The sequence below is a fragment of the bacterium genome, assembly GCA_023150945.1.
In the GTDB taxonomy this organism is placed as follows: Bacteria; Zhuqueibacterota; Zhuqueibacteria; order Zhuqueibacterales; family Zhuqueibacteraceae; genus Coneutiohabitans.
On sequence record JAKLJX010000006.1, the window covers coordinates 247,068 to 270,452 of the forward strand.

General features: G+C 58.6%; 19 protein-coding genes. 8 read left to right on the forward strand and 11 right to left on the reverse strand.

Features of this window, described 5'->3' with window-relative positions; all coding sequences use genetic code 11:
- Positions 1 to 98: 98 nt before the first annotated feature.
- The 11 genes from mfd to L6R21_10600 form a co-directional block, all read right to left on the reverse strand.
- Complete coding sequence (gene mfd, locus L6R21_10550) at positions 99 to 3,500, reverse strand: transcription-repair coupling factor (GenBank protein MCK6559627.1); 3,402 nt, start codon at positions 3,498 to 3,500, stop codon at positions 99 to 101.
- A gap of 183 nt (positions 3,501 to 3,683) precedes the next feature.
- Positions 3,684 to 4,592, reverse strand: coding sequence for an N-acetylmuramic acid 6-phosphate etherase (gene murQ, locus L6R21_10555; protein ID MCK6559628.1), 909 nt, complete (start codon positions 4,590 to 4,592; stop codon positions 3,684 to 3,686).
- 90 nt (positions 4,593 to 4,682) lie between these two features.
- The gene (gene rsmG / locus L6R21_10560) at positions 4,683 to 5,324 is read right to left on the reverse strand and encodes a 16S rRNA (guanine(527)-N(7))-methyltransferase RsmG (protein ID MCK6559629.1); all 642 of its coding nucleotides are present in this window, start codon (positions 5,322 to 5,324) and stop codon (positions 4,683 to 4,685) included.
- A 511-nt stretch (positions 5,325 to 5,835) separates the two neighbouring features.
- The gene (mnmG, locus tag L6R21_10565; GenBank protein MCK6559630.1) at positions 5,836 to 7,761 is read right to left on the reverse strand and encodes a tRNA uridine-5-carboxymethylaminomethyl(34) synthesis enzyme MnmG; all 1,926 of its coding nucleotides are present in this window, start codon (positions 7,759 to 7,761) and stop codon (positions 5,836 to 5,838) included.
- A gap of 33 nt (positions 7,762 to 7,794) precedes the next feature.
- Positions 7,795 to 8,235, reverse strand: a complete 441-nt coding sequence (locus L6R21_10570) for a hypothetical protein (GenBank protein MCK6559631.1) — start codon at positions 8,233 to 8,235, stop codon at positions 7,795 to 7,797.
- Positions 8,236 to 8,725: 490 nt separating this feature from the next.
- The gene (gene mnmE / locus L6R21_10575; GenBank protein MCK6559632.1) at positions 8,726 to 10,123 is read right to left on the reverse strand and encodes a tRNA uridine-5-carboxymethylaminomethyl(34) synthesis GTPase MnmE; all 1,398 of its coding nucleotides are present in this window, start codon (positions 10,121 to 10,123) and stop codon (positions 8,726 to 8,728) included.
- Between the two features lie 141 nt (positions 10,124 to 10,264).
- Entirely contained in the window at positions 10,265 to 12,058 is a 1,794-nt protein-coding gene (yidC, locus tag L6R21_10580; protein MCK6559633.1) for a membrane protein insertase YidC, read from the reverse strand.
- A gap of 60 nt (positions 12,059 to 12,118) precedes the next feature.
- A complete protein-coding gene (gene yidD, locus L6R21_10585; GenBank protein MCK6559634.1) occupies positions 12,119 to 12,328 on the reverse strand; it encodes a membrane protein insertion efficiency factor YidD in 210 nt (69 codons plus the stop codon).
- A 42-nt stretch (positions 12,329 to 12,370) separates the two neighbouring features.
- The gene (gene rnpA / locus L6R21_10590; protein MCK6559635.1) at positions 12,371 to 12,658 is read right to left on the reverse strand and encodes a ribonuclease P protein component; all 288 of its coding nucleotides are present in this window, start codon (positions 12,656 to 12,658) and stop codon (positions 12,371 to 12,373) included.
- A gap of 64 nt (positions 12,659 to 12,722) precedes the next feature.
- A complete protein-coding gene (rpmH, locus tag L6R21_10595) occupies positions 12,723 to 12,866 on the reverse strand; it encodes a 50S ribosomal protein L34 (GenBank protein MCK6559636.1) in 144 nt (47 codons plus the stop codon).
- 87 nt (positions 12,867 to 12,953) lie between these two features.
- Complete coding sequence (locus tag L6R21_10600; GenBank protein ID MCK6559637.1) at positions 12,954 to 13,289, reverse strand: hypothetical protein; 336 nt, start codon at positions 13,287 to 13,289, stop codon at positions 12,954 to 12,956.
- 2 nt (positions 13,290 to 13,291) lie between these two features.
- Here L6R21_10600 and serS point away from each other — a divergent pair, with 2 nt between their 5' ends.
- The 8 genes from serS (at position 13,292) to L6R21_10640 (ending at position 23,374) form a co-directional block, all read left to right on the forward strand.
- The gene (serS, locus tag L6R21_10605) at positions 13,292 to 14,560 is read left to right on the forward strand and encodes a serine--tRNA ligase (GenBank protein ID MCK6559638.1); all 1,269 of its coding nucleotides are present in this window, start codon (positions 13,292 to 13,294) and stop codon (positions 14,558 to 14,560) included.
- Positions 14,561 to 14,606: 46 nt separating this feature from the next.
- Positions 14,607 to 15,566: a glycosyltransferase family 2 protein gene (locus tag L6R21_10610; protein MCK6559639.1), complete on the forward strand. Its 960-nt coding sequence runs from the start codon at positions 14,607 to 14,609 to the stop codon at positions 15,564 to 15,566.
- A gap of 109 nt (positions 15,567 to 15,675) precedes the next feature.
- Positions 15,676 to 16,815 carry a UDP-N-acetylglucosamine 2-epimerase (non-hydrolyzing) gene (gene wecB / locus L6R21_10615; GenBank protein ID MCK6559640.1) on the forward strand — a complete coding sequence of 380 codons (1,140 nt, stop codon included), beginning with the start codon at positions 15,676 to 15,678 and terminating at the stop codon, positions 16,813 to 16,815.
- An 8-nt stretch (positions 16,816 to 16,823) separates the two neighbouring features.
- Positions 16,824 to 18,014 carry a glycosyltransferase family 4 protein gene (locus L6R21_10620; protein ID MCK6559641.1) on the forward strand — a complete coding sequence of 397 codons (1,191 nt, stop codon included), beginning with the start codon at positions 16,824 to 16,826 and terminating at the stop codon, positions 18,012 to 18,014.
- 115 nt (positions 18,015 to 18,129) lie between these two features.
- Positions 18,130 to 19,572, forward strand: coding sequence for a polysaccharide export protein (locus L6R21_10625; GenBank protein MCK6559642.1), 1,443 nt, complete (start codon positions 18,130 to 18,132; stop codon positions 19,570 to 19,572).
- Positions 19,573 to 19,580: 8 nt separating this feature from the next.
- A complete protein-coding gene (locus tag L6R21_10630; GenBank protein MCK6559643.1) occupies positions 19,581 to 20,795 on the forward strand; it encodes a Wzz/FepE/Etk N-terminal domain-containing protein in 1,215 nt (404 codons plus the stop codon).
- Entirely contained in the window at positions 20,792 to 22,222 is a 1,431-nt protein-coding gene (locus L6R21_10635) for an O-antigen ligase family protein (GenBank protein MCK6559644.1), read from the forward strand. Before L6R21_10630 ends, L6R21_10635 begins: the two co-directional genes overlap by 4 nt.
- A gap of 51 nt (positions 22,223 to 22,273) precedes the next feature.
- On the forward strand, positions 22,274 to 23,374 hold the full coding sequence (locus tag L6R21_10640) for a glycosyltransferase family 4 protein (GenBank protein ID MCK6559645.1): 1,101 nt from the start codon (positions 22,274 to 22,276) through the stop codon (positions 23,372 to 23,374).
- Positions 23,375 to 23,385 lie beyond the last annotated feature (11 nt).

Below are 23,385 nucleotides of genomic sequence, written 5' to 3' on the forward strand. Positions count from 1 at the left end.
CTTATATCTAGGAAGCCGGGCCTCTCCTGCAACAGGGCGGGACGCGGCAATTGACCGCGTCGCCATTCCTTGCGCCGGTTTATCCCGAGCTGCGTTTGTTACTTCCACTCACGGTGCATCCCGAGCAGCAACTTGACGGTCATGGGCATGGCAGCCTGACCCTGCGGCACGGTCATGCGAAAACCGATGCCGCCGTTCTCGAAGAATTCGATCGGGTATGGCGCGCGGTTGAGCAGCGTGCCGATCCATTCCTTGAAACCTTTGCCCGGCTCCGGGTATGCGGCATTGGAAAAGACGGCGCGGCTTTCTTTGGCCACTACTCGCAAACTCTTCAAACCCAACGCTGTTCCAAGGATTTTCAAACTTGCCAGACCGAGCAGATTGCGCGCAGCCGCGGGCAGCTTGCCAAAGCGGTCGGCAAGCTCGTCGGAAATCGCTTCGATTTCTTCCATGGCAGTGGCTTCCGCCAGGCGGCGATAGATGGCGACGCGTTCCTCCGGCAGATCGACATAGTCCTCGGGCAGATAGGCGTCGGCCTCCAGATCGACGCGGCACGGTTCCCTTTCCACAAAGGGAGCCACTTGCCCGGGCTGGGCTTCGTGGCGGGCCTCGCGCACGGCCTCGTCCAGAATGCGAGTGTAAAGGTCGAAACCGATGGCGTCAATCATGCCGCTCTGCTCTGCGCCCAGCAGGTTGCCGGCCCCGCGGATTTCCAGATCGCGCATCGCGATTTGAAAGCCGCTGCCGAGATCGGTGAACTCCTCGATTGTCTCCAGACGTTTGATCGCCTCGTTTGACAGGCTGCTGATCGGCGGCACCAAGAGATAGCAGTAGGCCTTGTGATGGCTGCGGCCGACGCGGCCACGCAGTTGATAGAGCTGCGCCAGCCCGAAGCGGTCCGCCCGGTTGATGATCATGGTGTTGACATTGGGCAAATCCAGTCCGGATTCGATGATCATCGTCGCCACCAGCACATGATAGCGCCGCTGAATGAAATTCAACATCACCTCTTCCAGCTCATGCTCGCGCATCTGGCCGTGCGCGATGCCGATTTCCACCTCCGGCACCAACGCGCGCAGCAAACCGGCGAAGCGGTGAATCGAGCTGACCCGGTTGTGCACGAAGAACGCTTGGCCGCCGCGGTGGATTTCGCGCATGATCGCCTGGCGCACGAGGTCGCGGTTGAATTGCACGACTTCGGTGTGGATCGGCAGGCGGTCGCGCGGCGGCGTGTTGATGTTGGACATGTCGCGCACGCCGGTGAGCGCCATGTGCAGTGTGCGCGGTATGGGCGTAGCGGAAAGGGTGAGCACGTCGACATTCACGCGCAGCTTCTTGAGCATTTCCTTGTGACGCACGCCGAAGCGCTGCTCCTCGTCCACGACCAGCAGGCCCAGGTCTTTGAAGGCGACGTCTTTGGACAGCAGGCGATGCGTGCCGATGATGACGTCGATTTCTCCCTGCTTAAGACGTTCGACGGTCTTCTTTTGTTCTGCCGCGGAGCGGAAGCGGGAAAGAACGTCCACGACCACCGGGTAGCGCTGCAAGCGATTGCGAAAAGTGTTGTAGTGCTGTTGTGCGAGCAGGGTGGTCGGCACCAGCACCGCCACCTGCTTACTGTCCTGCACCGCCTTGAAAGCAGCGCGAATGGCGACTTCGGTTTTGCCGTAGCCGACGTCGCCGCAGACCAGACGATCCATCGGCCGCTCGCTTTCCATGTCGGCCTTCACCTGCACCACTGCGGTGGCTTGATCGGGAGTGTCTTCGTATTCGAAGGAGGCCTCCAGATCGCGCTGCCAAATGGTGTCGGTGGAGAAGGCGTGGCCCTCTTGCGCCTGCCGTTGCGCATAGAGTTCGATGAGGTCGCGGGCGATGTCCTTGATGCGTTTCTTGGTGCGGGCCTTGAGCCTCTCCCAATCCGGCGAGCCGAGCTTGTGAATCTTGGGCGCCGCAGCTTCCCGCGCGGTGTATTTCTGCACGCGATCCATCTTGTCCAGCGGCACGTAGAGCTTGTCGCGGTCCAGATAGTGGATGACGATGCATTCTTGCTCATGCACGCCGATCTTGATGTGTTCGAGGCAGTGATAGATGCCGATGCCGTGATCGACGTGCACCACATAGTCCCCGCGCTTGAGCGCCTTGAGTTGGCGAAAGGTGAGGCCCGCGCGTTGCTTGCGGCGTTTGCGCAGGCGGCGCACGCGACCGTAGAACTCGTGATCGGTGTAGACGATGAGCTGCAGTTGCGGCAGGCTGAAGCCGCCGTGGATCGGACCGGTGAGCACATTGATCGCGACGTCCGCCAGCTCGCTTTCCCCCAGCAGTTCGGCAATGCGCTCGGCCTGCGTCGGCGATTCACAAACGAAGAAAATCCGTGGCCGCGGGCTGGCACCGTTTCTTTCTGTGAACGCTGCGAGAGCGCGGCGCAGCGCTTTGAGATCGCCGTGCAGCGCGGGCTGCGGCGTGGCGTGCCAATCAATGACTTCGCCCTCGCTGCCGTGATGTGACTGGCCGAAGGTCAGGTGGCGGAAGCGCTGAAAGTGCGCCACGAACGCGGACCAGCTCTGTTCATCGCCTTCCTCGGCGGCTGCGGAGGTGAGCCATTCATCCTCTTCCTCCTCGCTGTTGGGTCCGGCCTGATTGCCGGAGAGCGCCGCGAGAATCCGCGCCGGCTGGAAGAAACACACCACGCTGTTTTCGGGCAGATAGTTGAGTAGCGTGTGCGGCGGGGTGCGGCGAGATGTTGAGGAATCCTCAGTATCTCTGCCGTTGCCGGCCAGCGCCACGATATTCTGCGGCAGCAGAATCGTTCTGGCAATTTCGTTTTCCGAGCGCTGCGTCGTGGGATCGAATTCCCGCAGGGATTCGATGCGGTCGCCCCAGAACTCGATGCGCACCGGCTGTGTACGGGACAACGGAAAGAGATCAATGATGCCGCCGCGCACCGCCAACTCACCGGGTTGCTCGACCAGGGCTTGGCGTTGGAAACCCAAATCGATCAACTGCGACACCAGTGTCTCGAAGGGCAGCTCGTCGCCCGGCCGCAATTCGATTTTCTTGGTGTGCAGGGTCTGCGGGGACAGCAGGGTTTCCAGCACGGCGGCGGCGGAAGTGAGCACCACCGGCGGCCGCGCTTTGCCGAGCTCCCTCCTGCCGTTGTATTCAATGAGATGTTCGATCGCTTCGATCTGCTGTGACAGCGGCTGCGGATCAGGATGGCCCCACGGCAGCATTTTGGTGGCAGGAAAGTAGATCGCTTCGCCGGTGGCCAACAGCTCGGCCAGCTCGTCCCGCAGCAATTCCGCCTGGTCTGAATGCGGCAGCACGCAGAGAAACGGCGAGTTACTTTGCCTCTGCAGCAGCGCAACCAACACCGCCGGCAGCGATCCCACCACGTTGCGCAAGGTGAGATGGTTCCCGGCCGTGAGCTTGGTCATCATCTCTTCAAATGGTTGGGATGAAGAGATGAGCGCTTTGATTTGTTCGAGTGCAGAGGAAGACATCGAGTGAACTATTTCAGAGAATTCTGTTCAAAGCTGTTTCTGTTGTTTCGTCAGTACGCGCAAATATCGCCTGCCCCTGGATCGCGGCGGCGGGTCTTGGTTGCAACGCGGCCGCATCACGCGAATTGATTTTTCTTCGCGCGCATCATGACGCCGCCGGCTGCCGCGGCATTCCGCCGGCGGTCATGCAATCGCGCCGCGAATGAAGCCGTTGGCCTTTTCCAACCGGACGCGCGCTTCTTCGACCGAGACATTCGCCAGCACCATCACCAGGGCGGTCTTCACGTGACCGCCGGCCTGCTCGAGCACCGCGGCGGCCTCTTCATAAGTCGTGCCGGCTACCATCATCACCACGCGCTTGGAACGCTCTTCCAGCTTCTTCGAAGTCATGCGCAAGTCGACCATCATGTTGCCGTAGACTTTTCCCAGGCGAATCATGGCGGTGGTGGTCACCATGTTGAGCACGAGCTTGGTGGCAGTGCCGGCCTTCATGCGCGTCGAGCCCATGATCACTTCCGGCCCGACCACGGGACAGAGGGCGACATCAACCGGAATCGTGATTTCTTCGCGCGGATTGCAGGTCAGGTAGATGGTCTTGGCGCCGAGCTCCCGGGCATACTCCAGCGCGCCGAGGACATAAGGAGTTCTGCGGCTGGCGGCAATGCCGAACACGACGTCTTTGTGATTGAATCCCGCCTCGCGCAAGTCCGCCTTGCCATTCTCGCGGATATCCTCAGCACCTTCTTGCGAACGCACCAGCGCTTTGAATCCGCCGGCAATGATGCCCTGAATCATCTCCGGGTCAGTGCCGTAGGTCGGCGGGCATTCGGAAGCGTCCAAAATGCCGAGCCGGCCGCTGGTGCCGGCGCCAATGTAGAAGAGCCGGCCACCGTTCTTGAAGGCCGCCACGACCAGTTCGACTGCCTGGGTCAGATAGGGAATCTCCTGCGCCACGATTTCCGGAATCAATCTGTCTTCTTGATTGATAAGGTGCAGAATCTCTGCCGTATCTTTAGCATCAATGTCCATCGTGCGCGGGTTGCGTGTCTCGGTGACCAGGTCTTTGATCTCATCGAAAATCTGCCTGCTCATATTCCTTCCCTCTCCTTGCTCAATGTTGTGTGCGCCATGCGGGCACATTTATTTCCGGCCAGTGAAGCCGGCGGTGGGACTGCGTCAATCTCATTGTTTTCTGATGACCACCACAAAGCGGGAAGGGTCGATTTCCCATTCCGCCGGGTATCTTGACTGGCTCACCACGAGACCTGGGAAGGCCGCCGATAGTTCTTTGAACTCCGCTTCGAGTTCTCCGCCCTTTTGCGCGAGCAGGCAGCCGCCGCTTTTCAGAACCGGCAACGACCATTGCCAGAGTTTTGCCAGGCTGGCGACAGCGCGCACGACAACAAAATCAAACCGGGCACGGAATTCGGCACCAAGCGCGTCGGCGCGCGCACAGACTGCGGTAGCGTTCTCCAGCGCCAAAGTGCGAATGGCCTCCTGCAGAAATAGAAACTTCATGCGCCGCGAATCGAGCAGAGTGATCATGAGATCGGGCCGGGCAATTTTGAGCGGCAGGCCGGGAAATCCTCCACCACTGCCGAGATCGAGAACGGTCGCGTTTTGAGAGATCAAGCCAGTCCCAACCAGCCCGAGCGATTCGACGATATGGCGCTTGATCAAGCGCGCTTCGTTTTCATCGGACTTGGAAACCAGGCTCGCGCGCGGGTTCCATTCCAGCAACAGTCGGAGGTATTGCTCAATCTGCGCGAACTGGTTGGCGCTGAGCGGAAAGCCGCCTGGCAAGGAAGAGAAAAGATCGTTCAAATTGTTTCCGAGGTTTAGTCTCGATTACCTTGCGCCGCAACACGAAAAGCAGTTTGAATGAATCGAACGGAAGAGACAATCTGAGTGCTGTTTCTCTCCATTCTTGCTCCTCGTTTCAGCCCGTGCCATCCTCAAGCCGGACGCTTGGGAGAAGGCGGCCGGACGTTTCACGTGAAACAATTCCGCCCAAAGGTTGCGACAGGACTTTCACGATTCACACGATCTGATTCTTGCCGACTCCCCAATCCCACAAATCCTGTTCGTCCTGTCGACCCAGCCAGCCTCGAATCACGGGTCGTGGCTTTGTGAAGACTGCCACAGCGTTTCAGGTGAAACGACTCCGGGCAAAGCCGTTTCGACATCCTTTTCAGGATTCACAGGATTTGATTTTTGCCGATTCAACAATTCCGCAAGTCCTGTTCATCCTGTCAACCCAGCCGACCTCACCGTTGGCGCGAAATGTTTCTATAGTTCTCAATTGACCAATCAGGCAAAGGCGCGGCCTCTATTTTCATTCTTCCATCATCTCGATCTCTGCCGGTGTTTCACGTGAAACATGCTTGAAACCCTTCTTGGCATAGACCAGCAGCGCGGTGATGTCCGCCGGCGAAACACCAGAGATGCGCGCAGCCTGCCCAAATGAGGTGGGCTTGATGCGATTCAGTTTTTCCCGCGCTTCGGTTGAAAGCGCAATCAACTTGCTATAATCAAGATTGTGCGGCAGCCGTTTGTCTTCCAAATTCTCAAAGCGCGCAATGGCCTCGCGCTGCCGATCGATAAAACCGGCATACTTGACTTCGGTTTCCACCTGCTCCGCAACTTTCTGCCAAAAGGAATCCAACCAGTTTTCCCAAAGCTCGAGTCGGCCCAAGCCGCGCAGATCGGGCAAGCTGATCTCCGCGCGCCGAAGGAGTTTGAGCAGGCTCTCTTTTTGTTGAATCGGGGTCGTGCCCCGTTCGCGCAACCGATCATTGATTTCTGCCGGTTCGACCTGAATCTCTCTGAGCGCGGCCATGGTCTCGGTCACGACTTGCTGTTTTCGCTCCACCGTGAGATATTGCGCTTCACTCAGCAGCCCGAGTCGCCGGCCATATTTCGACAGGCGCAGATCAGCGTTATCCTGTCGGAGCAACAGCCGGTATTCCGCCCGGCTCGTGAACATGCGGTATGGTTCGATCGTGCCCTTGGTCACCAGATCGTCGATCAGTACGCCGATGTAAGCTTCGCTGCGACTGAGTATGAAGGGCGTTTCTCCCCTGCTCTTCAGCGCGGCATTCACTCCAGCCATGAAGCCTTGCACTGCCGCTTCTTCATAACCGGTAGTGCCGTTCACTTGTCCCGCAAAAAAGAGATGACTGATCTTTTTGGATTCCAGCCAGGGATAAAGCTGCGTCGGCTGAAAGAAGTCGTATTCGACCGCATAGCCCATGCGGGTGATTTGCACTTGCTCTAGTCCCGGAATGGTGCGAATCGCCGCGGTCTGAACTTCCTCCGGCAGGCTGGTCGAGAAGCCGTTGATATAGACTTCGGTTGTGTTGCGACCCTCAGGCTCCAGGAAAATTTGGTGCCGGGGCTTGTCCGCAAAGCGGGTGATTTTGTCTTCAATGGAAGGGCAATACCTCGGTCCCACGCCCTTGATGCGGCCGGTATACATCGGCGAGCGATCCAGGCCCGAGCGCAAAGCGGCATGCGTCGCTTCGTTGGTGTAGGTGAGATAGCACGGCATCTGCTCGACTGCAAGTTTGTCGTGCCAAAACGAAAACGGTGGGGGCGGCTCGTCACCGGGTTGCATCTCGGTTTTGGAATAGTCGATCGTGCGGCCGTTCAGCCGTGGCGGCGTTCCTGTTTTCAGGCGGTCGGTTTCAATCCCGTGCGCGAGCAAAGATTCGGTCAAACCTTTGGCGGCAAACTCGCCGGCGCGGCCCGCTTCGTAGGTCTTCAATCCGATGTGAATGACACCGTTGAGAAACGTGCCGGCAGTGATCACCGCATTGCGGCATGCGATCTTCCCGCCCAGCATGGTTTCCACCGCCACGGCCTTGCCGTTTTCAATTACTAGGCCGGTTGCCATGTCCTGGCGAATATCGAGATGCTCCTGGCGCTCGCACGCCAGTCGCACGCGGGCCGCATACTGCACGCGATCAGCCTGTGCGCGCGGCGACCAGACCGCCGGCCCTTTGCCTTTATTCAGCATGCGGAATTGAATGCCGGCATCATCGATCGCCAAGCCCATCTCTCCGCCCATGGCATCCAGCTCGCGCACGAGCTGGCCCTTGGCCACACCGCCGATGGCCGGATTGCACGACATCTGCCCGATGGTCGAAACATTCATGGTCATGAGCAGCGTGCGGCAGCCCATGCGTGCGGCGGCAAGTGCAGCTTCAATGCCGGCATGGCCGGCACCGATGACGATGACGTCATAAATCAAATCAGACATCGAAATCCGTTCTCCCGAGACAGGAATTCCCCTTCACTTCGGTGATTGATACTCCAGTTTTTCGAGTTGGATGATGCTCTCCAAATCGTTTCGTTCTTCCGGCGACTCGCGATCGAACAGCGCCCTTACGCTTGCGATGGCATTTTCGTCAGCCTGGCCCAGCATGCGCGAGGCACCGGCCAAGTCTTGCAAGCGGCCGGCACGCAATCTCATCAACACAAGGTAGGCGAGCGGCAAAATCGGCAATCCCAGTGCGTCACGATTCGCCTGCGCGGCAGAAATGGCCTCCGGCCACCATGATTCATAACCTTCGAGAACAGCCACCAAATTGCCGTCTGGCGCCCGCCAAGTTGATCCACCAATGGCCAAATCACCTTTGTGCTCGAATCCGGCCTCGGCGAGTTTGCGGCGCGCCTCTTCCGCCTCTGCAACTGAGATGACGATGTCAATGTCTTGGGTCAGACGTTCCGGCATAGACAGGCGTGTCGCAACAGCATCCGCGACAGCAAACTCCAGTGGCGTGTGTGCAGCGATAAGATTTGGCCAACTCATGATGGTCGTCCTCTGAGTGAGAAACGCCATGCTGCTGCCCGCGCCGGGCTGCACACGCCGCCGGGTAATGTCGAGCACGAGGCGGCGTTGGCGGCGTTGGCGGCGAGAATTTCAGATGCATTCAGACTCGTGAATCGAAACACGTGCCTGGAAAAAAGCGACCTTCGAAATTATCCCAGCCGGCGTTTTGCCGGCGCAAGCGAGTGCAAAGATAAGGAATTCGCAGCGACTTTTCAATGAAGCGTTTGCGTTTCTGAGTGCAGCCTCGCCGCCGGGCAGCGCGGCTGATTTTGGGAAATGTCCCCGCGATCTTGACCGGCCTGGCAGTAGGACGATGATTTGCATCCCTGAAAAGCTCACAGCTTTGGGCCGATTTGCTTTTGCAGTTCGCGTCGCTGCGAGTTGAGCGCGGCTATTTTCCAATACAGAAATTCGCGAAGATCTCTCCCAAAATATCCTCGGTGGTCACCTCTCCGATCAAGGCTCCCAACTGGTAAATCACCTCGCGCAGATCCACCGCGATAAATTCTGCGGAGAGATTGTCGTGCAGCGATTGCACTGCGGCATGCAACGCCGTGCGCGCTTTCTCCAAACAAAGCCGCTGGCGGAGATTGACGTAGCCCACGCCGCTCTTGTCCGCGGAGGCATTTTCCGCCACCAAGTGGACCAGGGCGTTTTCGAGCGCCTCGATGCCGGCGCCGGTGATGGCCGAAGTTTTGATCATCACCGCGTCGTCAGCCTCGAACTGAAATGCCCGCGGGGAGTCGGGCAGATCCGCTTTATTGCTTATATGTAGGATTCCTAATAAAGAGCCGGTGGCGGCGCGTGCGCGGCAGGCTGCGGCAATGGCTTCATCTTCATGATCGGCGGCGGCCGCGCCGTCGGTGACAAAGACGATGAGGTCCGCCTCCTGCGCGGCCCGGCGCGAGCGCGCAATGCCGATCTGTTCGAGGGCATCGCCGTGCTGGCGAATGCCGGCCGTGTCGATGAGGCGAAACAAATGCCCGCCCAGCCGGATTCTCTCCTCCACCGTGTCGCGCGTGGTGCCGGGGATCGGACTGACGATGACGCGATCATGCCGCAGCAGCGCATTCATGAGACTCGATTTGCCGACATTCGGCTTGCCGATGATGGCGAGCTTCCAGCCCTCCTTCAAGGCTTGGCCGCGCTCGAAACCGGTGAGCAAGCGGGTGATCATGGCGTCGAGCTGTGTCAATTCCGAGTGCAATTGCGCGCGATCGGCGAACTCGACATCTTCCTCGCTGAAATCCAAACCCAGTTCGAGCAGCGCGCAGGTGTGCAGCAACCGCTGCCGCAATTCACTGACCTGGCGTGAGAATGCGCCTTCGAGATGCGACAGCACATTCTGCAAATAAGCCGGCGACTCGGCGGCGACGATTTCGGCGATGGACTCCGCTTGAATCAGATCGAGCTTGTGATTGAGCACCGCGCGCTTGGTGAACTCGCCCGGTTCCGCCAAGCGGCAGCCGGCGGCGCACAGTTGTTCAAGGATCAGGGCCGGAGCCAGGTTGCCGCCGTGGCAGAATATTTCAACAACGTCTTCACCGGTGTAGGAATGCGGAGCGGGATAGCACACGACCGTGACTTGATCGAGGCGATTGCCGGAGAGATCGCACAGCCAGGTGAGAGATGAGCGCCGCGGCAGGAACGCCGCCAACTTCTTGCCTTTCGGCAGAAGGCGGCTCAGGGACGCAAAGGCGGCGGGACCGGAGAGGCGCAGGCCGGCCAAGCTGCCGCGTCCCGCGGCAGTAGCAATGGCGGCAATGGTGTCTTGTTCGGGAGCAGCCATAGATCGAAACCGCCCGGCGCGCGGCCAGGGCTTGGGGGATGCGCTGCAAATTGAAATCCCACAGCGAAACGAAGCGGAATCCGCTTCGCATTCGATGTGGGATCTCGGCGAGCCGGCAGCGGCAAAGGCCAAACGGATTTCTTACTTTTTCATCAAACGCTTGCGTGAGAGCGCCGCATGCAAGCCGCCCCGCTTCATCTGTGCCAGTTCCTTCATCTTCTTGCGGCGTTCTTCGAGATTCTCCGGCGGCTTGGTCATGTATTTCTGCTGCAGAATGCTGAGCACGTTGAACAGGGCGTAGTAAAGATTCAAACCCGAGGGAAAATTGTTGAACATCAATGTGAACATGATCGGCATGAGGTAGATCATCGCCTTTTGCTTGGGATCGGTGATCGACATCTTTTGCTGGATGAACATGGTGATGCCCATCAGCAGGGGCAGCAGCGCCACCTGGTTGCCGTACAGCGGCAGCGAGAAGGGCAGGTGGAAAATCGTGTCCGGTGCCGACAGGTCCTGAATCCACCCCACGAATGGCGCCTGGCGAAACTCGATGGTGGCGCCAAACACGGTAAACATCGCAAAGAGCAGAGGCATCTGCAGCAGCAGCGGCAGGCAGCCACCCAACGGATTGACGCCGTATTCACGATAGAGCTTCATCATCTCTTCGTTCAGGCGCTGCGCATCCTTCGAATACTTTTCCTGCAGTTCCTTCATCTTGGGCTGCAAGACCTGCATCTGCTTCATCGACTCATTGGTCTTTTTGGTGAGCGGATGCAGGATGATCTTGATCAGAAACGCGAAGATGATGATGACGATGCCATAGTTCGGCACAAAGTTGTGCATCCACTGCAGCGACTTCAGCACCATCCAACTGAACGGCCGGATGATGCTCCAGCCCAGGTTCATCAGCCGCTGAATGCCCAGGGCTTCGAGGCGGTCGTAATCAATCGGGCCGAGATAGACTTTGAAATCGTGCACCGTGGCGCTTTGCCGCGTCAGCGGCATTTTCAAGTCCATCTGATAACTCTTGAGGTGGGCCTCCTGGCTGGGCACGTAGGTCGAGCTGCCGGACAATACGACGCCGCGCGCCAGTTGTGAACCGGGCACGAGGGCGCAGGTGAAATACTTCGTGCGCGTGGCCGCCCAGGCGATGTCGCGTTCGTCTTCTTTGAGTTCTTTGTGCGGTTTGTCGCCGACGTCCAAATCCAGAATGTCCTCACCGATGGACGTGTAGGCGCGCGCTTCTGTCATGTCGGTTTTCAGGCTAGGTTCTGTCGTGGCCAGTCCTGATTGCCAGCGCAGGCTGTAATTGTAGCCCGCCACGAGATCATTCACGTTTTCAAGCTCGAGGCGCAGGCCGATGGTGTAATCGTCAGCGGAGAATTCATAGGTCTTGCGCACGCGTCGGCCCGGAGCGATCTCGCGCTCGAACACCAGAGTACGCTTTTCACCCGTTTGCAGTTGAATTGCAGCGTCCTTGCAATCGAAGTTGTACTGGCTGGTGTTGAGACTGTCCGTTTCGCCGGGCAAAATCACCGCAAGGTTGTCCGAGCCTTGCTGGACAATGACGATGGGCGCGCCGTTGTGATAGGAATACTTTTTGAATTGCCATTCCTTTATCGTGCCGCCCAAGGTCGAGAGCACGCCACGATACAAAGGCGTCTCCACGACAACGGCACGCTCGAGTTGCTTTTCTTTTTGCCAATCGTCGGCCCGGCTGGGGGGCGCGCTCACCAGGGTGTCACCGGCGTCGGGCGTGAAGGCGGGCGCCGCGGTGGAATCGACCGGCGTTGCGGATTTGGTGGTGGCGGGAGCCGCCGGCACAGCGCGGCCAAACAACCGGCCATAGAGCCGCTCGTAGAAATTGCTTTGAATGAAAACGAAAACCAGTACGATCAGTAGCGAAGCCAGCAGTGTTCTTTTGTCGAATTGCATCTTTACATCCTAACTTATAATAATCGATACAACCGCAGGGATTGGTTGAGGCGGAAAAGTCTAGGGCACGGGGTCATAGCCGCCTGCGTGCCAAGGGTGGCAGCGCAGGATGCGCCGGGCACCAAGGTAAACGCCCTTGAGCGCGCCATGCTTGAGGATGGCTTGGCAGGCGTACTCTGAGCAGCTCGGATAAAAACGGCAAGAGGGCGGGAGAGCGGGTGAAAGCCAACGTTGGTAAACGCGAATCAGCAACACCAGGATAGTCTTCATTGCAGGAACGGCTCAAGAACGGTGGGCAAGACCATGTGTTCATCAATTGCCGGCGGCGGAAAGGACGCGCGCCAGCTTGCGCATCCCGGCTCGCACAGCCTCAAAGTCAGCCTCCAAAATCCGCGCATGTCCGATGAAGATGATGGCGGCGCCGGCAGCAAATGCGTGCTGCTCGAGGCGGTAGGCTTCGCGCAGGCGGCGCTTGATCGCATTGCGCTGCACCGCACGCTTCACCCGCCTGCTGGTGGCGAATGCCACCTGCCGGCGGCCGGCTTTCATCCAGACCATGTCCACCAACTGTCCGCGCTGGTGCCGGCCCGTTTCAAACAACTCCTGAAATCGTTTGGTCCCGCGCAGAATTTCTGCTTTGGGAAGGCCATGCCGGCGCCGCGCTTCATTCGTCACTGACGGTGAGGCGCTTTCTGCCTTTGGCGCGGCGGCGCTTGAGAACGTTCCGGCCATTTTTGGTAGACATGCGCTCGCGGAAGCCGTGTTTGGCTTTGCGCTTGCGATTATGAGGCTGATAGGTTCTTTTCATCTTTTCACTTTCTGCTGATTCATCCGGCTACCGCACGACTCGTTTTTGGCAAACAGGCAGCAAACTTAGACTATTCTCCCCGAAAAGTCAAGGAGTTTTTAGCCGGACCCCGAGGTTGCTTGCACGGTTCAAGTCGTTGGTTCTACTCGACAAGGTCAAGCACCGCTTGCGGCCCAAACTCAGCCGAGCGGCACCGGCAACCGGTGTCATTGCCCCGTCAGCGCCAATTCCTGCAAACCAGGCACTGCCGTCGAACGTTGCGGCCCGCACGAACAGCTTGCATTTGAAGCCATACTTCGATACTTTTGGCCTTCGAATTTCACAGATTTCGGGGTTGGATTCACCGCGAATGCGTTCGCCGCTGTTCTGCGCCGGTGGATTTCTCTGGCCGGCAGTATCGAACCATTGCAAGAAGGACGACATTCATGCTTGATCTCAAATTCATCCGCGAGCATTTCGCCGTAGTCGAAGCCGGTGTGCGCAAGAAAAACGTCAATCTTGATCTTTCGGAATTTCCCCGGCTCGAAGAACAGCGCCGCCAGTTCCTGATTCGCGGTGAAGAGTTGAAGGCGCGGCGCAATCGCGTTTCGGAGGAAATCGGCCGGGCCAAAAAGCAGGGCCGGGAAGCCGCCGATCAAATGGCGGAAATGAAACAGGTTTCCGAGCAAATCAAAGCGCTGGACGCGGACCTCAAGCAGGTGGAGGACAAACTCTACCAACTGCAAATTCGCATTCCCAATTTGCCGCATGCCAGCGTGCCGGAAGGCAACAGCCCCGCCGACAACGTCGTTGTGCGGCAATGGGGCGAGCTGCCGAAATTCGATTTCGAAGCCAAGCCGCATTGGGCGTTGAATGAGTCGCTGCGTTTGATCGACTTTGCCGGCGGTGCTAAGGTCTCCGGATCTTTTTGGGTCAATTTCCACGGCAAGGGCGCCAAGCTGGCGCGCGCGCTGATCAATTTCATGCTCGACCTGCATGTCGAAAAGCACGGCTACACCGAAGTGCTGCCGCCGTTTGCGGTCAACCGCCAGGCCATGTTCGGCACCGGCCAATTGCCGAAGTTGGAAGACGACATGTACCGCATCGAAGCGGATGACCTGTTCCTGATTCCCACCGCCGAAGTGCCGGTGACCAATCTGCTCGCCGGCGAGTTGTTGCCGGGCGAAAGCCTGCCGATTTACTACACCGCGTACACGCCCTGCTTCCGCCGCGAGGCTGGCGCCTACGGCAAGGATACCAAAGGCCTGATGCGCTTGCACCAATTTGACAAGGTGGAGATGGTGAAGTTTGTGCGGCCGGAAACGAGCTACGAGGAACACGAGAAACTGCTGCAGAACGCCGAGGAAGTCCTGCAACTGCTCGGCCTGCCGTATCGGGTGTTGTTGCTGTGCAGCGGCGACATGAGCTTTGCCGCCGCGAAGTGCTACGATCTCGAAGTCTGGGCGCCTGGAGGCAGGCAGTGGCTGGAGGTTTCGTCCTGCTCGAACTTCGAGGACTTTCAGGCACGGCGGGCCAACATTCGCTTCCGGCCGGAGGCGGGCGCCAAGCCACAATTCGTGCACACGCTCAACGCCTCGGGTCTGGCGCTGCCGCGCACCATCATCGGCATCATGGAGAATTATCAAACCGAAGAGGGCACCATCTTGGTGCCCGAAGTGCTGCGCGATTTCATGGGCTGCAGCGTTTTGAAGTAGCGTATCGAATTGCCGGCCCGGCGGCCCCACCTGCATTTTGGACGAAATGGCTGATACCGTGACGCTGTCGATCATCATTGCCAACCACAACACGCGCGAACTCTTGCGGCAATGTCTGACCTCGATTTTGCAGCTCCGCGGTCGTCTCGATCTGGAGATCATTGTCATTGACAACGCCTCCGGCGACGACAGCGTCAGAATGACGCGCGCAGACTTTCCGCAGGTGCGGCTGATCCAAAACCGCGACAATGTCGGCTTTGCCAAAGCTGTTAATCAAGGTCTGCAGGTCGCGAACGGCCGTTACCTGCTCTTGTTGAATTCGGATACCGAGATCAAACCCAACGCTCTGCAGCACAGCATTGCGTTTCTCGAAGCCCATCCCGAAGCCGGTATCGTGGGCTGCAAACTTCTCAACCCTGATGGCAGCCTCCAACCCTCATGCGAGAGTTTCCCGAGATGGCAGGATTTTCTCTTTGAAGCGCTGTTGTTGGAAAAGCTGTTTCCACGTAGCCGCGTTTTCGGGCGAATGCATCTGACCTACTTCAGCTATGACCGCGCAGCGGAAGTCGGTTATGTGAAAGGCGCCTTTCTCCTGGTTCGCCGCGCAGTGTATGATGCGATCGGCGGCTTGGACGAAGCCTTCTACTTTTATGGCGAGGAAATGGATTGGTGTTATCGCGCGAAACAAGCCGGATGGCTCGTCTACTTCACACCGGCGGCGCAGATCGTGCACTATGGCGGCCAGAGCAGTGATCCCATTTCGCCCCGCATGTTCGTGCAGCTTCACCAGAGCCGGTTTCGGTTCTACAGCAAGTATCACGGAAGACTCCTGCAGGCCAGCGCCCGGTTGGTGCTGGCGCTCGGCGCATTGCTGCGCAGCGGAATTTGGTGCGTGGCGGCATGGCTGCCAGCATTGCACCCTTGCGCGAACGGCCGGGATCCCCACAAACGGCGACGCGCGAGCTGGGCGGCCTTTCGATGGTATGTGCTCGGGCAGGAGCCGTGAGGCACGTCCGCCGCTTCTTCTGAGAGATGTCGGTCCTCACCTACTGGCGACCTGACTCCCAACCTTGATTGGATTACTTGGAGCCTCTTTGTTGAGTTCTCTTCACGTCATGGCGATCTTCGGCACCCGACCGGAAACCATCAAACTTGCGCCAGTCATCGCAACCCTAAAGTCCGATCCGGCGCGGTTCCGCTGCACCGTTACAGTCACGGCGCAACATCGGGCCATGCTCGATCAAATGCTGAAAGTCTTTGCGATCACGCCGGATATCGACCTGGATATCATGGAAGACAATCAGAGCCTTTTCTTGACGACGCAAAAGACGATTCAGCGCTTGGAACCGGTGCTCGAGCAGTACCAGCCCGATCTCATCCTGGTGCAGGGCGATACGACCTCCACTTTTCTGGGGGCGCTGGCAGGATTCTACAAAAAGATCAAGACGGCGCATGTCGAGGCCGGCCTGCGCACGCATCGCAAATACAGTCCTTTTCCCGAGGAACTCAACCGCCGTCTCACCTCGGTTCTCGCGGACCTGCATTTTGCACCGACCACCGCCGCGCGTGACAACCTGCTGCGCGAAGGCATCGCGGCGGATAACATTTTCGTAACCGGCAACACCGCGGTCGATGCCGTACTCGCCATTCGCCGCGAGAATTTCGATTTTGCGCCGGTCGGCCTGACACACCTGGTCACACCGGCGCAGCGCCTGATCGTGATCACTGCGCATCGCCGCGAGAACTGGGGCCAGGCGTTCGCGCAGATTGCCGAAGCAATTCTGCAGCTTGCCGCCCTCTATCCAGATTTGCAGTTTGTGTTTCCCGTGCACTTGAATCCCAACGTGCAGCAGGCCTTCAACCACCGCCTGGGCGGGCATCCACGCATTCATCTTATCCCGCCGCTCGACTACCGTACCTTCATCAACTTGCTGAGTCGTTGCTATTTCATTCTCACCGATTCCGGCGGGGTGCAGGAAGAGGCGCCGACGCTCGGTAAACCCGTGTTGGTTATGCGGGAAACCACTGAACGCCCGGAGGGGTTGGTGCACGGCAATCTCAAATTGGTGGGTAGTACGGTCGCCGGCATTCTGGCCGAAGCCCGGCGATTGCTGGATGAACCGGCCTATTATCGCGCCTCAACGCAGCACGCGAATCCCTATGGCGATGGCCGGGCGGCCGAACGCATCCGCAACGCGATCTTGTACGCGTTTGGCGCGGCGCCGGAACGACCGGCAGACTTTGTGAGTCCTTGATCGCTACCATGCGAATCTGTCTACTGTTTCAGGGCGACTTTCCCCCGGAGCCGCGGCTGGCCCGCACCATGCGTTTTCTGCGCGAACAGGAGCACGAGGTCTTCCTGTTTTGCGACCATCGCGTTCCCGAACGGCCGGAGCGGGAAACACGCGAGGGCGTGCACATCCAGCGAGTCCGGCACGCGGCGCAGCACACTCGAAGTTTCAGCCGGCTGGCCACGCTGCCGATCTTCTGGAATCCAGTCTGGATCAAGCAGTTTCTGCGCTTTGTCGCCGCCCACCGCTTCGATCTCATTCAGGCGGTGAACTTGACAATGGCGCCTCTGGCGATTATCGCAGGTGATCGCTTCGGGCTGCCGGTGATTTACGACATGTATGAGCCTTATCCTTATGCCCTGCGAAGCTGGAAACTGCGCGGTCTGTTCAATCGTGTCGTACGCAATGCCCGCGCGGCGGAGATGCTTGATCGCTGGTGTATGCGGCGCGCGGATCGGGTGATCGTGGTTGCCGAGGAAGCGGCCGATTATGCGCAAATGATGGGGGCGCCGGCCGAGCGTATCGCGGTTTTGCACAACACCGCGGACGTCGACCATCTGCTGGCCCAGCCGGTTGATCCTGAAATTGTCGCACGCTACCAGCAGCACTTTGCCATTGTCTACACCGGCATGGTCGGCCATGAGCGCGGTCTGGCAGCGCCGGTCGAGGCGATGGCGCGACTCGCCTCGCAGCTTGCGGGCGTACGGCTCGTCATCGTCGGCGGCGGGCCCTATGAGGCCGAGCTTAGGCAGATGATCGCGGCCAGAAACCTTCAGCAGATGGTGGAGGTCACGGGTTGGGTTGAGCACACCCGCTTTCCCTCCTACATCGCGGCCGCTGCTGTGTGCATCGTGCCGCAGCCTGCCAATCCCTACATTGACCACACGCTGCCCAACAAACTGTTCGACTACATGGCCCTGGGCAAGCCGGTCGTGGTCTCAGACGCCAAGCCACTGGCGCGCATCGTGCGGGAATGCCGATGCGGCGAAGTGTTTGCCTCCGATTCTGCTGAAAGTTTTGCGGAAGCGATGCAGCGCCTCGTCACCAGCAACGAGCCTTATGGTGAGAATGGCCGGCAGGCAGTGTTGCGTCGATATAATTGGAAAGCCTCGACCGCGACCCTGCAGCGTGTTTACGCGGATCTCATGGCGAGCCGAAGCTGACACCGGCCACGGGCCAACTGCGCCTGGATTGGTTCGACTGCGTACGCCACCAGCCTCGGACCGGACGGCTGCGTCGCAGCGATCTCGACGAATTCGTGGCCTCAGATCCCGCTTCTTGTCCGGCGCGAGCCCGCCCGCCGTTATTTTCGCTTGCGAATGTTTCGTGAAATCGCGTATTATGCGACAACAATCGACAAAGGTGAAACCAATGATTCGTTTGCAGCACACACTCCTGAGGCGTCACGAGTTTCCGCCTGTGCTCGTTCCACTCAGGAGGCGCCGCTTCGGCAGGGCGCGACTGATCACGCTGATCCTCGTCGCCATCCTGCAGTTGCCCATGCGTGCGGCGTTCGGTCAGAGCGAAGAGGCTGTCTCTTCCCGCGCGCGCCAGTCGGAAGATGAACAGATCCTGAAGGACAGGCTGCGCAGCATTCAGTACCGGGACCGGTTGTCCGATGACATCAGACAAGGCAAGAATCTCGTCAGCGCCTACGATCAGCCCTTGTTGTCACAGCCGGTCGATGCGCAGGCATACGTGCTTGGTCCCGGTGATGCCCTGCACCTGGCGCTCTGGGGAGATCTTGAGGCCGGCTACACGATTCCGGTATTGCCGGAAGGAACAATATCCATTCCGACGATCGGCGTCATCGAAATCGCTGGCAAGACCCTTGCCGAGGCTCGCGACCGCCTCAAGACTGCCGTGGCAAGCAGCTATCGAAATGTGACATTTACGCTGGATCTGGTGCAGTTGCGCCGCTTCCGCGTGTACGTGACCGGCCAGGTCGCAAAGCCCGGAACCTATTTTGCGCAGGAGCAGGATCGCGTCTCGGACATCATCGAGCTTGCCGGCGGCCCGGTCGAGTGGGCAGACATGCGCCGGGTCGAAGTGCGGCATGCCGACCAGTCCACCGCCGTCCTCGATTTGCAGCGATTCTATGCCACCGGATCTTTTGCTGACAACCTCCCGCTGCAGAGCGGGGACATGATCTGTGTGGTGCCCATCGATCCCTCGCATGACTATGTCATCGTTGAAAGCGATTTGGAATCGAATGGCGTTCATCCCATTCGTCCGGGTGAGACCCTGCTCTCCTTTCTGCAGACCAATCGGGCCTTGAGCCGTCGCGCGGACCTGCGCAACATCAGGATCGTGCGCGAAAACCGTTTGCTTTCCCATGACCTGCTGGCTTCCGGAAATGGCATTGCCGGGATCGAGCTGAAGAGCGGAGACCGGATCAGTCTGGTGCTCATCCAGGATGAAGTCTTTGTGGAAGGATATGTCTTGCGGCCCGGTCCGCAAGCCTATTTTCCCAACGTCAAGGCGATTGAGTATGCCAACAATGCCGGTCGCACGAGTGAATCCGGCAGTGCGGACAAGATCAAGGTCATCCGGGCGAGCACGGGCATGGAAGAGCGGGGCAAGGATGTCATCGTCGAGCGTGGTGATCGTGTCGTTGTCGCCGGCACGAGCAAGGAGAATCTCAAGGATATTTTTCAGATTTTTAGCTCAGCCGCCTCGTTGATTGTCTCCTTTGCCGTCATTCAGAGTCTGAACAAGTGATGCGGAACATGAACGAACAAAACAACCGGGAAGCCGGCCTGCTCGATTACCTTCTGATTTTGGTCAAATGGCGCAAAGTTATCTTGACGAATTTCCTGATTGCTCTGGCCCTGGGTGTCACCCTCAGTTTGGTGCTGCCGAAGTACTACCGGGCGACGGCCACTTTTTTGCCGCCCTCACAAAGCTCGGGCCTGAGTGCGCTCATTCAAAACTTCTCCTTTGATGTGCTGGGCGCCAGCGACATTTCCGGAGAGGCCTGTTTGGCCATTCTCAAGAGCCGGGAGCTGCGCGAGCAAATCATCGCGAAATATGACCTCATGAAGGTGTATGAGGAAAAATATCTCGAACATACGCTCAAAGAACTGGATGCCAACGTCGTGACCGCGCCGGAGTATCAAGTCGGCATTGGCGTTTCGACCATCAGTTCCGTGTCGCTCAGCGTGATTGATAAGAGCCCGCAGCGCGCTGCAGACATGGCCAACGATTTTCTGAGTCTGCTGGAAGCGCGCATCATCGAGCTCAACACCAAGAAGGCGCGCAACAACCGCATCTTCCTGGAGAAAAGGGTGGCACAGAACCAGCAGGATTTGCAGGCCGCCGAGGATTCCCTGCGCGCGTTTCAGGAAAAATACGGCGCGATCGAGATTTCCGCGCAATCGAAAGCCACTATCGAAGCGGCGGCCCAACTCAAGGCTGACATCCTGGCCCTGGAGATGGAGCGCAACATCCTCGCGAAGAATGCCCTGCCGAGCAACGTCTCGCTGAGCAAGCTCAATACCCGACTGTCTGCGATGCAACACGAGTACGAAAAGTTCTATGCCGAAAACACCCAGGTCCAGAACGGGTATGAAGTTCTCCTGCCGATTCGGAAAATTCCGGCACTCGCCCTGCAATATTTTCGTGCGCTGCGGGAAACCGAGGTGCAAAACCGGCTGTATGAAATGCTGGTACCTCTCTACGAGCAGGCCAAGATTCAAGAGGACAAGACGATTCCAGTTCTCAAAGTCATTGATCGCGCCATCCCGCCCACCTATAAATACAAACCGAAACGCGCTTTCATCGTGCTGGGAATCGTCGCGGTCAGCCTGATCTTCTGTCTGCTTTATGTTTTCTATCGCGAGTATCTGGAAAACCTCAAGCAGCGCGATGCCGAGCAACATGACAAATTGCTGGCACTGACCCGGGCCTTCTCATTCCGCCGACAGCACAGGACTTCCCGATGACGACCCGGTGGTGGCAATGGCTGCCGCATGAAAGAGCAGCCATTCTGATTTTCACGGGGTTCAACCTCATCCTCGGTGCGCTGTCCGCGTTCGCCGGCGAGCCCTTACTTCTTCACGCGATTGCCGCACTGGCTCTCATTGCGCTGGGTTTCGTCCTGGTGATCCCCAATTTCCTGGAATGCCTGCTGCTTCTGCTTTTCGTTTTCGCCGTTGAGTTGCTTTACAACTATCTCGGACTCTGGGCGGTGATCGGCGCTTTCGTGCTGGTGCTCAGCCTGGCGCTCATGCGTTCTTTTGTCGAGGGCTTCACGCAATGGCGCGAGCGCCTTTTCACCCGGGAGTTGCTTCTCTTTCTCGGCGTGATTCTGGCCTCCCTGTTTTGGGGGAAGCCGGCATTCAACGGCTATCGCCTTTTCGGGCTGAATCTCGTGCTGGGGGTCATGGTCTTCGCCCTGACCCATTTCACTCTCTCTTCTTTCCGCAGCCTGCATTATTTAACCCTGATTCTGATCGTGGTGCTGGCGCTCAATGCACTCTACGCCATTTTCCACCACCTCAGCTACGGAGTGCGCGCCACCAGCCTGTTTGTCGAGACCCCGACGTACTCTGGCCACTACTTTGTTCAGGGATTCGCTCTGGCTGCCGGCGCCTTTTTTAGTCCGCCGTTTCGCCGATTGCGGGGATTTCTCGTTGTTGCACTGATCACCCTGCTGGTGGCGCTGTTTCTCACGCTGACTCGCGCCGCCTGGCTCGCCTTCCTTTTTCTGATACTGCTCAGTGCCTTCTTTTCCAGGATTCCAAAGCGGTATCTGCTTGCCGGCGGCATCGGCGTCGGCGTGACGGTGCTGCTGGCCTTTGTGTTTGTCGCCACCGACGCCTTCAATGCCATGCTCAAGGCCCGCATCGCGACCGATATTCAAAGCGCCAATGTCAGTGTCGGCAGCATCGCTTTTCGCGTCCTCTTGTGGCAATCGGCGTGGAATCTGTTTCTGGCTAACCCGCTGCTGGGAATCGGATTCGACAACTTTCTCGTGCTGAATGCCTTGACACCCAACTTTCCGATCATTCGCGCCCTGGGCGGCGAGAATCTTTATGTGCACAATATCTATCTGCAAACTCTGGCGGAGACCGGGCTGGTTGGATTCCTCGCGTTGGTGATCCTTCTGATCAGCATCTATGCCGGCATCGCTGCGATGCTGCGCCACACGGCCCAGCATCGCTACCGGTTTCTGTTGTTGGGGTATGCCGGGGTGGTGAGCCTCTGGCTCTTTATGGGATTGACCGAGGCTTCACTGTACACGCCGGTCACGGCGGTTTTCTTTTTCTTTATCCTGGGCGTGCTCAGCGGCTTTCACAAGCTCCTGCAGCGCGAGGCGGCCACCACCTCCGGAGGCCCGCAACGCAGTCTGCCCGGCGCCTCGGAATGAATTGGTGATCGGAATCTGAACCAAGACACTGTTCTTGCTCCCGCGCGAAACATGCAAATCGCCATTGACGCCCGCGACCTGGCCAACGTCACCACCGGCGTGGGCCGCTATCTGTTGAATCTGCTCCAGCACTTTCCCGACTTGCGGCCGGATTTTGTCTTTACTCTTTACACCGACCGGCCCATTCCGGTGCCGCAGCGTGCCGCGACGTTGCGTACCAAGATTCTCACCGGCCATCCCTGGTTGTGGAAACAGGTTCTCATGCCGATCGAGCAAAAGCGCGCACACATGGATCTGTTTTTCGTCCCAAGTTACAGCACGCCGGTCTGCAATCCCGCGCACGCGGTGGTCACGATTCATGATATGATCTACACGCGTTATCCCCAGTGGACGACGCGGCTCGAGCGCTGGCGCTTTGCCACTATCGTGCGCTACTCCGCGCGTTTTGCCAGCCGTATCATCGCAGTTTCAGAAGCGACCCGCAAAGACATTCTCACCCTGACCGGCGTTTCACCTCGCAAGGTGAAAGTCATCTACGAAGGAGTTGATCCGATCTTTCGCGAGCTGCCGGCGGAGGATCTCGTTGCAGCCGGCGCGCGCCTCGGGCTTGCCCTGCCCTTCATTCTTTATGTCGGGTCTCTGCATCACCGGCGCAACGTCAAGCGCCTGTTGCAGGCCTTTGCCCAGTTGCAACGGGCAGGGAAGATCCCGCACCGGCTCGTGCTGTGTGGCTTGAACCTGTTCGAGCACCACGAGCTGGAACAATGGGTGACCGAGCTGCAGCTTGCCGAACACGTCAAGTATTTCGGATACGTGACGGATGAGGATCTCGTGGCTCTGTACAACCTGGCCGAGTTGTTCGTTTACCCGTCGATGTATGAAGGCTTCGGACTGCCGGTGTTGGAAGCCATGGCGTGTGGGACGCCGGTGATTACCGGCAACTCCTCGTCGCTTCCGGAAGTCGCAGGAGATGCTGCGCTCTTGGTCGATCCCCATGACACCCTGGCGCTGAGCCGCGCCATGGCCAGCTTGATACGGGAAGCTTCGCTGCGGCAAGAGCTGCGGGAGCGCGGCCAGGCGCAATGCCGCAAATTCGCCTGGCGGACGGCAGCCGCGGAAACGCTCGATCTTTTTGCGGAAGCCGCCACCTAACCGTTTTGCGC

What these genes read in the sequence shown, in the direction of transcription:
- L6R21_10570 (MCK6559631.1), bottom strand. Translation starts at nt 8,235, where the DNA reads ATGCCGGAACGTCTGACCCAAGACATTGACATCGTCATCTCAGTTGCA.
- mfd (MCK6559627.1), bottom strand. Translation starts at nt 3,500, where the DNA reads ATGTCTTCCTCTGCACTCGAACAAATCAAAGCGCTCATCTCTTCATCC.
- mnmE (MCK6559632.1), bottom strand. Translation starts at nt 10,123, where the DNA reads ATGGCTGCTCCCGAACAAGACACCATTGCCGCCATTGCTACTGCCGCG.
- L6R21_10600 (MCK6559637.1), bottom strand. Translation starts at nt 13,289, where the DNA reads ATGTCGTCCTTCTTGCAATGGTTCGATACTGCCGGCCAGAGAAATCCA.
- yidC (MCK6559633.1), bottom strand. Translation starts at nt 12,058, where the DNA reads ATGCAATTCGACAAAAGAACACTGCTGGCTTCGCTACTGATCGTACTG.
- mnmG (MCK6559630.1), bottom strand. Translation starts at nt 7,761, where the DNA reads ATGTCTGATTTGATTTATGACGTCATCGTCATCGGTGCCGGCCATGCC.
- serS (MCK6559638.1), top strand. Translation starts at nt 13,292, where the DNA reads ATGCTTGATCTCAAATTCATCCGCGAGCATTTCGCCGTAGTCGAAGCC.
- L6R21_10630 (MCK6559643.1), top strand. Translation starts at nt 19,581, where the DNA reads ATGAACGAACAAAACAACCGGGAAGCCGGCCTGCTCGATTACCTTCTG.
- murQ (MCK6559628.1), bottom strand. Translation starts at nt 4,592, where the DNA reads ATGAGCAGGCAGATTTTCGATGAGATCAAAGACCTGGTCACCGAGACA.
- L6R21_10610 (MCK6559639.1), top strand. Translation starts at nt 14,607, where the DNA reads ATGGCTGATACCGTGACGCTGTCGATCATCATTGCCAACCACAACACG.
- rpmH (MCK6559636.1), bottom strand. Translation starts at nt 12,866, where the DNA reads ATGAAAAGAACCTATCAGCCTCATAATCGCAAGCGCAAAGCCAAACAC.
- yidD (MCK6559634.1), bottom strand. Translation starts at nt 12,328, where the DNA reads ATGAAGACTATCCTGGTGTTGCTGATTCGCGTTTACCAACGTTGGCTT.
- wecB (MCK6559640.1), top strand. Translation starts at nt 15,676, where the DNA reads ATGGCGATCTTCGGCACCCGACCGGAAACCATCAAACTTGCGCCAGTC.
- L6R21_10635 (MCK6559644.1), top strand. Translation starts at nt 20,792, where the DNA reads ATGACGACCCGGTGGTGGCAATGGCTGCCGCATGAAAGAGCAGCCATT.
- L6R21_10640 (MCK6559645.1), top strand. Translation starts at nt 22,274, where the DNA reads ATGCAAATCGCCATTGACGCCCGCGACCTGGCCAACGTCACCACCGGC.
- L6R21_10620 (MCK6559641.1), top strand. Translation starts at nt 16,824, where the DNA reads ATGCGAATCTGTCTACTGTTTCAGGGCGACTTTCCCCCGGAGCCGCGG.